General features: G+C 63.8%; 16 protein-coding genes. 12 read left to right on the top strand and 4 right to left on the bottom strand.

Annotation, left to right across the window (positions count from 1 at the left end; genetic code table 11):
* Nucleotides 1–14: 14 nt before the first annotated feature.
* Genes MUU55_RS12710 through MUU55_RS12695 form a run of 4 tightly spaced genes read right to left on the bottom strand, consistent with a single transcriptional unit; the run spans nucleotide 15 to nucleotide 4373 of the window.
* On the bottom strand, nucleotides 15–1622 hold the full coding sequence (locus tag MUU55_RS12710; protein ID WP_244761127.1) for a 5-guanidino-2-oxopentanoate decarboxylase: 1608 nt from the start codon (nucleotides 1620–1622) through the stop codon (nucleotides 15–17).
* Nucleotides 1619–2809: a pyridoxal phosphate-dependent aminotransferase gene (locus tag MUU55_RS12705; RefSeq protein ID WP_244761126.1), complete on the bottom strand. Its 1191-nt coding sequence runs from the start codon at nucleotides 2807–2809 to the stop codon at nucleotides 1619–1621. The genes MUU55_RS12710 and MUU55_RS12705 overlap by 4 nt, the downstream gene beginning before the upstream one ends.
* Before the next feature lie 33 nt (nucleotides 2810–2842).
* Nucleotides 2843–3481, bottom strand: a complete 639-nt coding sequence (locus MUU55_RS12700) for a TetR family transcriptional regulator C-terminal domain-containing protein (protein ID WP_244761125.1) — start codon at nucleotides 3479–3481, stop codon at nucleotides 2843–2845.
* A 13-nt stretch (nucleotides 3482–3494) separates the two neighbouring features.
* Nucleotides 3495–4373: a dimethylarginine dimethylaminohydrolase family protein gene (locus MUU55_RS12695; RefSeq protein ID WP_244761124.1), complete on the bottom strand. Its 879-nt coding sequence runs from the start codon at nucleotides 4371–4373 to the stop codon at nucleotides 3495–3497.
* Between the two features lie 213 nt (nucleotides 4374–4586).
* On the opposite strand from MUU55_RS12695, the gene MUU55_RS12690 reads away from it, so the two are divergent.
* The 12 genes from MUU55_RS12690 (at nucleotide 4587) to cydB (ending at nucleotide 13575) form a co-directional block, all read left to right on the top strand.
* Nucleotides 4587–5360: an ABC transporter ATP-binding protein gene (locus MUU55_RS12690; RefSeq protein WP_244761123.1), complete on the top strand. Its 774-nt coding sequence runs from the start codon at nucleotides 4587–4589 to the stop codon at nucleotides 5358–5360.
* 29 nt (nucleotides 5361–5389) lie between these two features.
* Complete coding sequence (locus MUU55_RS12685) at nucleotides 5390–6172, top strand: transporter substrate-binding domain-containing protein (RefSeq protein ID WP_244761122.1); 783 nt, start codon at nucleotides 5390–5392, stop codon at nucleotides 6170–6172.
* A 69-nt stretch (nucleotides 6173–6241) separates the two neighbouring features.
* The gene (locus tag MUU55_RS12680) at nucleotides 6242–6970 is read left to right on the top strand and encodes an ABC transporter permease (protein WP_244761121.1); all 729 of its coding nucleotides are present in this window, start codon (nucleotides 6242–6244) and stop codon (nucleotides 6968–6970) included.
* A complete protein-coding gene (locus MUU55_RS12675) occupies nucleotides 6970–7788 on the top strand; it encodes an ABC transporter permease (protein WP_244761120.1) in 819 nt (272 codons plus the stop codon). The genes MUU55_RS12680 and MUU55_RS12675 overlap by 1 nt, the downstream gene beginning before the upstream one ends.
* Nucleotide 7789: 1 nt before the next feature.
* Nucleotides 7790–8959, top strand: a complete 1170-nt coding sequence (locus MUU55_RS12670) for a M20 aminoacylase family protein (protein ID WP_244761119.1) — start codon at nucleotides 7790–7792, stop codon at nucleotides 8957–8959.
* Nucleotides 8960–9451: 492 nt separating this feature from the next.
* Nucleotides 9452–9700: a hypothetical protein gene (locus MUU55_RS12665; RefSeq protein WP_117367958.1), complete on the top strand. Its 249-nt coding sequence runs from the start codon at nucleotides 9452–9454 to the stop codon at nucleotides 9698–9700.
* Nucleotides 9701–9774: 74 nt separating this feature from the next.
* Nucleotides 9775–9999: a hypothetical protein gene (locus MUU55_RS12660; protein WP_244761117.1), complete on the top strand. Its 225-nt coding sequence runs from the start codon at nucleotides 9775–9777 to the stop codon at nucleotides 9997–9999.
* Nucleotides 10000–10076: 77 nt separating this feature from the next.
* The gene (locus MUU55_RS12655; protein WP_244761118.1) at nucleotides 10077–10304 is read left to right on the top strand and encodes a hypothetical protein; all 228 of its coding nucleotides are present in this window, start codon (nucleotides 10077–10079) and stop codon (nucleotides 10302–10304) included.
* A gap of 76 nt (nucleotides 10305–10380) precedes the next feature.
* On the top strand, nucleotides 10381–10605 hold the full coding sequence (locus MUU55_RS12650) for a hypothetical protein (RefSeq protein WP_244761117.1): 225 nt from the start codon (nucleotides 10381–10383) through the stop codon (nucleotides 10603–10605).
* Nucleotides 10606–10682: 77 nt separating this feature from the next.
* Nucleotides 10683–10892: a hypothetical protein gene (locus MUU55_RS12645; RefSeq protein WP_244761116.1), complete on the top strand. Its 210-nt coding sequence runs from the start codon at nucleotides 10683–10685 to the stop codon at nucleotides 10890–10892.
* 276 nt (nucleotides 10893–11168) lie between these two features.
* A complete protein-coding gene (locus MUU55_RS12640) occupies nucleotides 11169–12581 on the top strand; it encodes a cytochrome ubiquinol oxidase subunit I (protein ID WP_244761115.1) in 1413 nt (470 codons plus the stop codon).
* Nucleotides 12571–13575, top strand: a complete 1005-nt coding sequence (cydB, locus tag MUU55_RS12635; RefSeq protein ID WP_244761114.1) for a cytochrome d ubiquinol oxidase subunit II — start codon at nucleotides 12571–12573, stop codon at nucleotides 13573–13575. Before MUU55_RS12640 ends, cydB begins: the two co-directional genes overlap by 11 nt.
* The last annotated feature ends 29 nt before the right edge of the window (nucleotides 13576–13604 follow it).

The raw sequence follows: 13604 nt of genomic DNA, 5'->3' as shown, positions 1-13604 counted from the left end.
CCTGCCCCGGTGAATCAGGCCGTTGCACCTTTCGTCCCGGTCTGGTGGATTTCGACAAGGCTCGGGCCCTTGCGGCCGGCGGCTCGCTCCAGCGCGGCGGGCAGTTCGGCCACGTCGGCAAGACGCTCGGAGGGCACGCCATAGGCGGTACCGATGGCGATGAAATCCGGGGCGGAGGGTTTGACGCCCTCGGGCGTGATGCCGGCATCGATCATGAAATTCTCGATTTCCTGGTAACCGTCATTGTTCCAGACGAGGAAGACGACGCGGGCGTCGGCGTCCACGGCCGAGCCTATTTCGGACAGCGAGAATTGCAGGCCGCCGTCGCCGACGAGGCAGATGATCGGGGCGTCGGGCTCGGCGAGCGCCGCGCCGATGGCGGCGGGTGGGGCGAAGCCGAGCGCACCGTAGCCCGTGGCGGCATTGAACCAGCTGCGCGGACGGGGGGCGGCACAATAGTAATTGCCGGCATAGATGGCCTGCGTCGAGTCGCCGACGATGATCGCCTTGGGCAGCGTGCGGTAGATCGCGTCGATGACGCCGATTTCCGCCTGCATCTTCGGTGTTAGTTCGTTCCACGACCCCTTGCGGGCGGTTTCGGCGCGGGCCGCGCCATTGCCGATCGCCTTGTGGCCCTCCAGGAAACCGAGCATGCCCGCCGCGGCCGTCTTGGCGCTGGAGAAGATCGACAGGCCCGATTGCGGCGTGCGTGCGAGCTGGGCGGCGTCGATGTCGATGCGGATAAGCGAGCGCAGCCGCGGGAAGCCGCCGTCGACATTGATGTCGTAGTCGGTCGGGCCGAATTCCGTGCCGAAGGCGACGACGAGGTCGGCGTCCGAGAGCATGCGGCGCACGGATTTCATGCTGGGGCTGGCCGGCACGCACAGCGGATGGCCGGCGAGCATGCCTCGGGCATTGACCGTGGTGACGACGGGGGCGCCGATACGCTCGGCAAGCGAGCGGATCTCCTCCTCCGCCGTGATGGCACCGCCACCGGCGAGGATGACGGGGCGCGACGCATTGGTGCAGAGAATGGCGGCGCGCTGCAGCGTTTCGGCGTCGGCGCGCGGGCGTGTCGCGACGGCGGCGGGGAAGCTCCCCGTCTCGATCGGCTTTGCCATCACATCCGTCGGGATTTCGATATGGACGGGGCCGGGGCGGCCGGAAAGCAGCACGGCGAAGGCGCGCTCGACGACGAGCGGCAGGTCGGCGGGGTTGAGCAACGTATGCGAATAGAGCGCCAGCGTCTTCATCATGCCCTGCTGGTCGGGAAGTTCATGCAAGAGGCCGCGGCCATGGCCGAGCGAATCGCGCTTGTTGACGCCCGAGATGACCAGCATCGGCACGGAATCCTGCCGGGCCTGCGCCATCGCGGTGATGGTGTTGGTGAGGCCGGGGCCGGTGATGACGAGCGCGACGCCCGGCTTGCCGGAGACGCGGGCATAGCCATCCGCCATGAAGCCGGCACCCTGTTCGTGGCGCGGCGTGATGTGGCGGATCTTCGAGGCGGCAAGGCCACGGTAGAGCTCGACGGTATGGACGCCGGGAATGCCGAACACGACCTCGACGCCATTGGCCTCCAGGAGATCGACGAGGACTTCGCCTACGGTTTTCGTGGTCATGCGCGGCGCTCCTTCGGCAGGGTGGATCGGGCAGCAAGCGCTGCGATGCGCCGGCAGGCCTCGTCGATATGGGCATCCGGCACGGTGAGGCTGAGGCGGATGAAGCCTGCCGCCTGCTCGCCGAAGGACGAACCGGGCATGACCGCGACCAGTTCCTCGCGCAGGAGCGCCCAGGCGAAATCCTCACCGTTCATGCCGGTCTCGGAAACGTCGATCACGATGAACATGCCGGCCTCCGGCGGCAGCGGCGTCAGGCCGGGGGCACGAGATAGTGCCTCGGCGAAACGGGTGGCGCGGGCCTGGTAGGTCCGGCGCATGGTGGCGGCGGTCGAGATCGGATTGTCGAGCGCATAAGCCGTCATGTCGGCGATAAAGGGTTGGCCGCCGAACAGCATGGTCTCGGATACGGCAAGCAAACGGGCGCAGAACTCTTTCGGGCCGACCGTCCAGCCACTGCGGAAACCGGGCGCGGCATGGGATTTGGAGATCGAGGAAACAACGATGGTGCGCTCGGCGAGATCGGTATTGTCGAAGGGCGAGGCGAAGGTCGCGCCGAAGACGAGCTGTTCGTAGACCTCGTCGCAGACGATCCAGAGATCGTGTTTGCGGCAGACGGCGCCGATCTCGGCGATTTCCTGGGCGGTCAATACGGCGCCTGTCGGGTTGTGCGGCGTGTTGAGCAGCAGCACGCGGCTTTCCGGTGTAATCGCGGCCTCGAGATCGGCGGCCTTCATGTGGAAGCCGTTTTCCGGGCGCAGCGGCACGGGAACCTGCACGGCGCCCGTCGATCGGATGACGCCTTCATAGGTGGCATAGAGCGGGTCGCCGACAAGCACGGCGTCGCCCGCCTCGACAAGGCCGAGCATGACGGCGAAGAGGGCGGTCTGGGTGCCGGGGAAGCACAGCACGTTTTCGGCGGTCACGTCGCTGCGGCGCTTCTGGTACTTGCGCACGACGGCATCGACGACGGAAGGTTCGCCGCGGCCGTTGGAATAGCGGTAGCGGCCGGCATGCATGGCGCGCACGGCCTCGGCCAGCAGCGCGGGATCCGGCGGCACGTCGGGCTCGCCGATGGTGAGCTCGATCACGGCCTTGCCCTCGCGCTGCAAGCGCCGTGCCTCGGCATGAATGGCCCATTTTTCGGAGCCGAGATTCTGAAGCCGGTCTGTGATGGACGCGTAGCGCATGGCCGTTCTCCGCATGTCTATTTCGGGGGTGGTTTAACCGTCGGCGCGCGGGGCGTCGACCAGCTTCAGGGATATTCCAAGCAAGGTTTCGATCGAGGTCAGGGCGATCTCGACCAGTTCGCTGTCGCCGAACAGTTCGCCGGCCAGGCAGCCTTCCAGCCAGAGACCGTCGAGCAGGCCGTTGATGGCGATCGCCAGCCTGCGGCATCGTTCCGGCGAGGAATCCGCGCCTTGGGTGGAAAGGAAATCGGCGAGCAGGTGTTCCAGCGTGTCGCGGAAGCTGAGGTAACCTTCACGGTGGATCGCGGCCAACTCCGGATCGACGCTGACCCGGCTGATGAACGACGCCCAAAGCGACAGGCTGCGGCTGTTGGCGACCGGCTCCGTCAGGTTGATGACGATGAAGTCGCGCAGCCGCGTTTCCGCGTCGCCCGACACCCGTTCGGCCTTCTCCGTCAGCCGGGCGATGACGACGCGGTAGGCTTCCTGAAGGATATGCTCCTTCGACTGGAAATAATGCCGGATCAGGCCCGCCGTGACACCCGCCTTGATGGCGATCTGCCGGACCGTCGCGCCTTCGAGCCCGTATTCCGCGATGCAGTCGAGCGTCGCCTCGATCAGATCGTGGCGGCGTTCGGCCTCGGGGGCGCGATGGAAGGTCCGGCGGGCCATTGCTCTCCCTCGTTTAAGCGGCGCGGCGCAGCACCGGCCGCGTCAGGCAGGTCGGGCCGCCCTCGCAGGCGATGCACAGCGCATCGGCCTCGAAGGTCTGCACGGTGCAGCCGGCCGCTTCCATCGCCGCCTTGGTGGCCGGGAAGCCTTCCACCATGATGACTTCATTCGGGCGGGTCGGCAGCACGTTGAGCGACAGGCCGTTGCTGGCGTGGAACTCGTCGGCCGGCGCTTCGATGAGCGTCACGCCGCGCTTCTTCAGGAGCTGGTAGAACGCGGCCGGCAGGAGCGGCGCGAAGACCAGGGCCAGATTGTCGGCCAGCGGGCTCATCACGCTCATCAGATGCAGGCAGGCCTCCTCGCCCTGCCAGAGCGGCAGGTCATAGGCGAGGACCGTGACGCCGTGCGGGGCCAGGATGGCGGAAATCTGGTCGATGCCTTCCTGGTTGGTGCGCACGCCGCGGCCGATGACCAGCGTCTTGGCGTCGAGCCAGATGCAGTCGCCGCCTTCGACGGTGCCGTTGCCTTCGATGCGGCCGAGGATCGGGATCTGGCGCTCGGCATAGGCTTTTTCGTGCAGCGCGGTTTCGGCCACGCGCAGCGGCTTGCCCATGCGCAGCAGGATGGCGCCATGGTCGGACATCAGCGAGGGATCATGGGTGAACATGGCATCGGCCAGGCCGTCGCCTTCGTCCTCGAGCCAGATGATCTCGGTGCCGGACTTTTCGACGAGCTCCGCGAAGGCCTTGTACTGGTGCACGGCGCGCGCGCCGTCGAAGGTCGGGCCGTAATGCCACTTGGCCGGATCGGCGGCCGAGAGGCTGGCGCCGGGGCGGCGCATCAGAACGCGCATCAGGGGGGCCGACATTTCCTGCGAACCGTAGGCGGTCATTCAATACTCCCAAGGAATTTTTGATCGAAAGCGGGTGCTGCCAGAAAAGTCAGCGACGACACTATTATACGCTTGAACAATTTCTTAACAAGTGCCACGATGCAATCCACAAGACGAAACGACGGGCCGAAGATGCCCGCGGGAACGCTGAAAAACAGGGGAATTTGGCATGTGTCATGCATCGATTTTCCGTGCGCTGGAGACATCTCCACGATGACGGAACGCGCCGAGGCTATCGCGGTCACGCAACTGCACAAGCGCTTCGGACCGCTCGAGGTTCTCAAGGGCGTATCGCTCACCGCGCATGAGGGCGACGTCATCGCCATCATCGGCGGCTCGGGCTCGGGCAAGTCGACCTTCCTTCGCTGCATCAACATGCTGGAGCTGCCGAGCGCCGGCACGGTGACCATCCATGGCGAGACGATCGCCATGAAGAAGGACGGTCATGGCGGCATGATGCCCGCCGACCGCAAGCAGGTGCAGCGCCTGCGCTCCCGCCTCGGCATGGTTTTCCAGAGCTTCAATCTGTGGCAGCACATGACGATCCTCGAAAACGTCATCGAGGCGCCAGTCCATGTGCTCGGCATCAGGAAGGACGAGGCGATCGAGCGGGCCGAAACGCTGCTGCGCCGCGTCGGTCTGCACGAGAAGCGCGATGCCTATCCGGCCTTCCTTTCTGGCGGCCAGCAGCAGCGCGCGGCAATTGCCCGCGCGCTCGCCATCCAGCCCCATGTCATGCTGTTCGACGAACCCACCTCCGCGCTCGATCCGGAACTGGTGGGCGAAGTGCTCACCGTCATCGGCGATCTCGCCAAGGAAAAGCGCACCATGATCCTCGTCACGCACGAGATGAAGTTCGCGCGCAACGTGGCGAGCCACGTCGTCTTCCTGGCGAACGGCCTCATCGAGGAGCAGGGCCCGCCGGACGAGATTTTCGGAGCACCGAAATCGGAGCGGCTGAAGAAGTTCATCAGCTCCATCCACTGAGAAGCAAAAAAACCAACAGAGGGAAAATCATGAAGAGTGCCTTGAAGACAATCGCCCTTGCCGCCGCGATCGGCCTTACGGCCATTTCGGGCGCCGCGGCCGAGCAGGTCCGCGTCGGTTTTGCCGCCGAACCCTATCCGCCCTTCACTTCGCCGGATGCCTCGGGCAACTGGGAAGGCTGGGAAGTGGACTTCATGAAGGCGATCTGCGCGGAAGCGAAGCTCGACTGCGTCATCACGCCTGTTGCATGGGACGGTATCATTCCGGCGCTGACCACCAACAAGATCGACATGATCATCGGCTCCATGTCGATCACGGCGGAACGCCAGCAGACGATCGACTTCTCCGACAAGTACTACAACTCGCCTCCGGGCATCATCGGCGCCAAGGATGCGAAGTTCGACGCGACCCCGGAAGGTCTTGCCGGCAAGACGCTCGGCGTGCAGGTCGCGACCATCCACCAGGTCTATGCCAACAAGTATTTCGGCGCCGCCGGTGCGACGGTCAAGGAATACCAGACGCAGGATGAGGCCAACAACGACCTGGCCGCCGGCCGTATCGACGCCGTGCAGGCCGATTCGATTGCGCTCGGCGACTTCCTGAAGACCGAACAGGGTTCGGCCTGCTGCGACATGAAGGGTACCGTGAAGGACGATCCGGAAATCCTCGGCCTCGGCGTCGGCGTCGGCCTGCGCAAGGGCGAGACGGAGCTGAAGGACAAGATCAACGCGGCCATCAAGGCGATCCGCGCCAATGGCACCTACGACACGTTCTCGAAGAAGTATTTCGACTTCGACGTCTACGGCGGCTAATCGGGCCTCGCATTGTAATGCCGGCGGCTCGTGCCGCCGGCAATTCTCCTCGAACGGACGCGAGACCCCATGGCCGATGCCGGATCGCTGATCAACTGGAGCCTGCTTGCGCTCGAGCCGCCCGGCTGGGGCGGAGTGCTTCTGGCGGGGCTGTGGAATTCCATCCAGATCGCCATCGGCGGCTACGGGCTCGGCCTCATCCTCGGCACGGGCGGCGCCATGGGCAAGCTCTATGGCGGCCCGGTCACCAAGGATCTGCTTGAAGTCTACACGACGCTCGTGCGCGCCGTGCCGGAGCTCGTGCTCATTCTCATTCTTTATTATGCCGGCACGGACGTGCTGAGTCAGATCTCCATTGCCTTTGGCTGGGGCGCGGTCGATATCAGCGGTCTTGCCGCCGGCATCTTCGTCATCGGCGTCGTGCAGGGCGCGTATTCCACCGAGGTCATCCGCGGCGCGATCAAGGCGGTGCCAGCCGGCCAGATCGAGGCGGCGCGCGCCTATGGCATGTCGCCCACCCAGATCATGCGCCGCATCACCCTGCCGGCCATGCTGCCGCATGCCATTCCCGGCCTCTCCAATCTCTGGCTCATCGCCACCAAGGACACGGCGCTGCTTGCCGTCGTCGGCTTCTCCGAGCTGACGCTCGTAACGCGCCAGGCGGCGGGCAGCACCAAGGCCTATCTCCTGTTCTTCTGCGCGGCGGGCGCGCTCTACCTGATGATCACGCTCCTCTCCAACGTGCTGATCGGTTTCATAGAGCGCCACTACCGGCGCGGCATGACGAGGACGGCGTGATGACGGAACAAACCGTTTCTGCGATGGCGCTGACCGAACTGCCCAGCAAGCAGAGTTTCTTCAAGCCGCACCGCATCGTGCTGATGGCGATTGCCGCGATCTTCGTGTTCTGCGTCATCTGGTTCATGCGCTGGGAATGGGTGCCGAAATATTCCGGTGCGCTGGCCCATGGCGTCGGCGTGACGCTGCTGATGTTGTTTGCCACTTCGATCCTCGGCTTTTTTCTTGCCGTACCGATCGGCCTCGTGCAGGTGACGGGGCCGTGGCCGCTGAAAATGCTGGCGAAGGGGTTCTGCACCATCATCCGCGGCACACCGCTGCTGCTCCAGCTCTGGCTGCTCTATTATGGCCTGGGCTCACTGTTTCCGCAGTTTCCCGGCATTCGCAGCTCGTTCCTCTGGCCCTATCTGCGCGAGGCGTGGCCCTATGGCGTGGCGGCGCTGACACTATCCTTCGCCGCCTATGAGGGCGAGGTGATGCGCGGCGCCTTTGCCGGTGTGCCGCCGGGCGAACTGGAGGCCGCGCGCGCCTATGGCATGAGCCCCTTCACCATGTTCCGCCGCATCTGGCTGCCGCGCGCCGTCTATCGCGCCCTGCCGACGCTCAACGGCGAAACCGTGTTGCAGCTGAAATCGACGCCGCTCGTCGCAACGATCACCGTCATCGATGCCTATGCCGTCATCTCCAAGGTGCGGCAGGCGACTTATCTGACCTACGAGCCGCTGCTGCTTCTGGCACTCATCTATCTCTGCCTCACCGCCATTCTGGTCGTGGCCTTCCGCTATTTCGAAAGCAAAATCCCTTCACGTGGTGCCTGATATGTCCATTCATACGTCTCTTCAAAATTCCATGCCCGAGCTGGTGGCGATCCGCCGCGATCTGCACGAACATCCCGAACTCGGCCTTGAGGAGTTTCGCACCTCGGATGTCATCGCCCGCCATCTGGAAAGCTACGGATATAAAGTGACGCGCGGTCTCGCGACGACCGGCCTCGTTGCGACGCTGACCAACGGCACCGGCCGCAAGTCCATTGGCATCCGCGCCGATATCGATGCCCTGCCGATCTTCGAGGAAACGGGCCTGCCCTATGCCAGCAAGACTCCCGGCAAGATGCATGCCTGCGGCCATGACGGTCATACGACCATGCTTCTGGGCGCGGCCAAGGCGATTGCCGAGCGGCGCAATTTCGACGGCACCGTGCACCTGATCTTCCAGCCGGCCGAGGAAAATTTTGGCGGCGCCAGGATCATGGTGGAGGAGGGGCTGTTTACCCAGTTCCCCTGCGATGCCGTCTTCGGGCTGCACAACGAGCCGAACCTGCCCTTCGGCCAGTTCGCGCTGCGCGAGGGGCCGATCATGGCGGCCGTCGATGAAGCGCGCATCACGGTCAATGGCGTCGGCGGCCACGGGGCCGAACCGCAGGAGACGCTGGACCCGATCGTCTGCGGCGCCTCCATCGTCATGGCGCTGCAGACCATCGTCTCGCGCAACATCCACCCGCTCGATCCGACGGTCGTGACGGTCGGCTCGTTCCATTCGGGTTCGGCGAGCAACATCATCCCGAGCCGTGCGGAAATCGTGCTTGGCATCCGCTCCTTCGATCCCGGCGTACGCGACGAACTGGAGCGCCGCATCCGGCTCATCGCCGAACGGCAGGCCGAGAGCTACGGCATGAGCGCCACTGTCAACTACCAGCGCTTCTACGACGCGACCATCAACCACAAGGCGGAGACCGACCTCGTGCGCGACCTGGCGATCCGTTTTGCCGGCGCCGACAAGGTTGTAGACCTCGAGCGCCCCTTCATGGGCAGCGAGGATTTCGCCTATATGCTGAAGGAACGCCCGGGCACCTATTTCTTTCTGGGCGGCAAGAGTGGCGAAAACGACAAATCGCTGCATCACCCCGGCTATAATTTCAACGACGACCTGCTTCCGGTCGGCGCCGCCTTTTGGACGGAGCTCGCCGAGCACTATCTGCGGGCTGCCTGACTGGTTTTTTGCAAGTGACCGGGTTTGCGCATCGCGAATCCGGTGCCGCTTGCAAGGGGTGGCAGGCCGTTTTGCCACCTTTTCGTCATTTTCCATGACTCGTCCACCCTTGAAACCTGCCTTTCGTGCCCTCGAAAAAGCACGTGGATGTGATCGGCCACGAGCCTCAAAACCTTGAAATTGCCAGTTGGCCTTCCTGTGCCACAATTCTTGACGAGGGATGAATGCCCGCGTCTCGGATCGAGTTTCGACGCATAAAAATAATGAAAATCAAAGAGATGGACTGAGCGTCCGGGCGGGTTGATACCTGTTGCCGGGGCGCTTTTCCGTGCGCCGCGAGGCCGTTCAAAACGGTGCTTTGATCGTCAACGTTTCATTGACAATTAGTTTACCGCCCTCAAACTTGCGTACCATTTAATGAGGGTCCATATCAAAGGGGTCTTCAGGGGCAACCTCTTGGAGAGCATCGCAAGAACAAAAGGAAATACCACCATGAAGAAGCTCGTTGTTGCCACCGCCCTGCTCGCCCTTACGGCCGGATCCGCCTTTGCGGAAAACCCCTATGCAGGACGCACCGATGTCTTCACCTCCGGCCCGAAAGCCGGCCAGTCGATTACCGACCAGACGGTCACTTCTTCGGTTGGGCATATGGCACGCCCGGCCGCAACCGACGGCGTCGTCGATCACATCGACCCTGCTGCCAATCGCTACGGCGACGGCGCTCCCTACGCAAGCCGCTGAGCAAAACGCCAGAAACAAGCCCGGAGCGCGCCGGAAGGCCGACCGCTCCCCATCAGATAGGAAAGAGTAAGACCATGAACAAGTTCGCAATCGCCATCGCCGCCCTGTCGCTCTCTGCCGGTGCCGCTTTCGCCGAAAATCCCAACCTCGGCCGCACCGACGTTCAGCCGTCGGCTGTCGATCAGTCCACCACGGCCTCGATCAAGTCCGGCAACGGTTATGCCGTCCAGAGTGCTTCCAACCAGGATACCTCCTCGCGTGCTCGCTACGGTGACGGTGCTCCCTACGCCGGTCGTTAATCGACGCCTCACGCAGTTCCCTCGCCGACCGGCAGGCCCGGTCGGCTGATCCTCCCAAATTCGAAAGGTTTAAGATCATGAACAAGCTCGCAATCGCCATCGCCGCCCTGTCGCTCTCCGCCGGTGCCGCTTTCGCTGAAAACCCCAGCCTCGGCCGCAGCGATTTCCAAGCCAGCCAGCCGGCTGTCGACCATTCCGTAACGGCTTCGATCAAGTCCGGTAACAGCGACGCTGTCGTCGCCCAGCAGGAAGTGGCCGATACCAGGGCTCGCTACGGTGACGGCGCTCCTTACGCCGGCCGTTGATCGACACGCCACAGAGACACATAGCCGACCGGCAGGTCTGGTCGGCCGATCCTCCCAAATTCGAAAGGTTAAGACCATGAACAAGTTCGCAATCGCTATCGCCGCCCTGTCGCTCTCTGCCGGTGCCGCTTTCGCCGAAAATCCCAACCTCGGCCGCACCGACGTTCAGCCGTCGGCTGTCGATCAGTCCACCACGGCCTCGATCAAGTCCGGCAACGGTTATGCCGTCCAGAGTGCTTCCAACCAGGATACCTCCTCGCGTGCTCGCTACGGTGACGGCGCTCCCTACGCCGGTCGTTAATCAACGCCTGACGCAGGCCCTTCGCCGACCGGCCGGTCCGGTCGGCTGATCCTCCCAAATTCGAAAGGTTTAAGATCATGAACAAGCTCGCAATCACCATCGCTGCCCTGTCGCTCTCTGCTGGTGCCGCCTTCGCTGAAAACCCCAATTTCGGCCGTACAGACGTCCAGCAGTCGGCTGTTGACCGCACCACGACCGCGTCGGTCAACAACGGTGCCACCCAGGGTGCCGTCGACTACATCGACCCGGCTGCCAACCGCTACGGCGACGGCGCACCGCGCAACTAACCGCGACGACCCGCGGCCATGGGCCGGATCTGACACGAGGCGCCCCCCCTCTCTGTCTCGGTTCCTGAAGACCGGCCTGTCAAACCTCCGCCGTTCCCCTCGGCGGAGGTTTTTTGTTGTTTTTGGATGAGAGCGAAATGCCGCACGCGGGCGATTGTCGCGGTGCGGCAACGTGGGCGTGTACGCCGAATTGACTTTTATCTGTTCGAAACCGCATCCTTTGCGGCGGCCGCGGGCTTGAGAAGGCGCGCGGTGGCTGATGAAAGGACGTGGCCCATGTTTGAACAGTTGGACGCAACGCTGCTTGCCCGCTTCCAGTTCGCCTTCACCGTGTCTTTTCACATCATCTTTCCAGCCTTCTCGATCGGGCTTGCGAGCTATCTCGCCGTGCTGGAGGGGCTGTGGCTCTGGACGAAGGACGAGGTCTATTTCGCGCTCTTCAATTTCTGGAAGACGATTTTTGCGCTCGCCTTCGGCATGGGCGTCGTCTCGGGCATCGTCATGTCCTACCAGTTCGGCACGAACTGGAGCGTCTTTTCCGACAAGGCCGGGCCGGTCATAGGCCCCCTGATGGGCTACGAGGTAATGACGGCGTTCTTCCTCGAAGCCGGTTTCCTTGGCGTCATGCTGTTCGGCCTCAACCGTGTCGGCCCGAAGCTGCATTTCTTCGCCACCCTCATGGTCGCCGTCGGCACGCTGATCTCGGCCACCTGGATCCTTGCCGCCAATTCCTGGATGCAGACACCGGCCGGCTTTTCCGTGAACGAGGCGGGGCAGTTCGTTCCGACCGACTGGTGGGCGGTAATCTTCAACCCGTCTTTTCCCTATCGCCTCGTGCACATGGTGTTGGCCGCCTATCTTACCACCGCTCTCGTCGTCGGCGCGGTCGGCGCCTATCATCTGCTGCGCGGCGATGCGCCGAAGCGGGCGAAAAAGATGTTCTCCATGGCCATGTGGATGGCGGCGATCGTGGCGCCCATACAGATCTTCGCCGGGGACATGCACGGGCTCAACACGCTGGAGCACCAGCCGGTCAAGGTCATGGCGATGGAGGGGCACTATCAGAGCCACCCGGACGGTGCGCCGCTGATCCTCTTCGGCATTCCGAATTCCGCCGCGCAGCGTGTCGACTACGCCATCGAGATCCCGAAACTGTCGAGCCTCATTCTGAAGCACGATCTGAATGCGCCGCTTGCCGGGCTCGACACGGTGCCGAAGGAATTGCAGCCGCCGGTCGCCGTCGTCTTCTGGTCTTTCCGCATCATGGTCGCCATCGGCTTTGCCATGCTCGGCCTCGGGCTCTGGTCGCTCTGGTGTCGCTGGCGCGGCACGCTCGGCGAGAACCGCTGGCTGCACCGCGCCGCCGTCCTGATGGGCCCTGCCGGTTTCGTTGCCGTGCTTGCAGGCTGGGTGACGACGGAGGTCGGTCGCCAACCCTATACGGTCTACGGCCATCTGCTGACGGCCCAATCCGTTGCGCCCATCGGCGCGCCGGCCGTCGCGACATCGCTCATTGCCTTCATTGTCGTCTATTTCTTCGTCTTCGGGGCCGGCACCTTCTACATTCTGCGTCTGATGGGACGTTTGCCGCGGGATCCGATACCCGATCTCACGGAAGGCCCGATCCGCTCTTCCGGCATCACCCCCGCCGCCGCCCATGCCAGCCGGAGCCACCACCATGGTGCTTGATCTTCCCTTCATCTGGGCGGCCATCATCGCCTTTGCGGTGCTCGCCTATGTCATCCTCGATGGTTTCGATCTCGGCGTCGGCATCCTGTTTCCTTTCTTCAAGGAGAAACACGACCGCGACGTGATGATGAATTCCGTGGCGCCCGTCTGGGACGGCAACGAGACCTGGCTGGTGTTGGGGGGCGGCGGGCTGATGGCGGTCTTCCCGCTTGCTTATGCCACCATCCTGCCGGCACTCTACATGCCGCTGATCCTCATGCTGCTCGGCCTCATTTTCCGTGGCGTCGCCTTCGAATACCGCTGGCGCACCCGGCGCGGCGAGTTCCTCTGGGATATCGCCTTTGCCGGCGGGTCCATGGTCGCCGCCTTCACGCAGGGCGTGGCGCTCGGCGCGCTGGTCCAGGGCATTCCCGCCGAAGACCGCGCCTATGCCGGTGGCTGGTGGGACTGGCTCACACCCTTCTCCATCGCGACCGGCCTTGCGCTCGTCATCGGCTATGCGCTGCTCGGCGCCACCTGGCTGGTAATGAAGACGAGCGGTGACCTTGCCGCCCGTGCGCGCGGCTACGCGCTGAAGGCCGGCGTCGGCACGCTTGCGGCGATGGGCGTCTTCAGCCTGTGGACGCCCTTTCTCGAGCCGCTCTATTTCGAGCGCTGGTTCGGCTGGCCGACCTTGATCTTCAGTCTGCTCGTGCCGCTCCTCGTGCTCGGCTGCTTCACGCTTCTGGTGCACGGCCTGAGCACCAAGCACGATTCGCGCCCCTTCCTCGCCGCACTTGGCCTTTTCGTGCTCGGCTTCGCCGGCATCGGCATCAGCTTTTACCCCTATATCGTGCCGGCCTCGCTGACGATCTGGCAGGCGGCGGCGCCTGACGAGAGCCTGTCCTTCCTGCTGGTGGGCGCCCTGGTGCTGGTGCCCGTCATCCTCGCCTATACCGCCTATGCCTACTGGGTCTTTCGCGGCAAGGTCGATCCGGAGGAGGGATATCACTGATGCAGGAGCCTTCGACAGCGAAGAAACTG

Source organism: Shinella curvata (assembly GCF_022899935.1).
Classification (GTDB): Bacteria; Pseudomonadota; Alphaproteobacteria; order Rhizobiales; family Rhizobiaceae; genus Shinella; species Shinella curvata.
The sequence above is the reverse complement of the archived record's forward strand: the minus strand, read 5'-3'. Positions and strand labels throughout refer to the sequence as shown.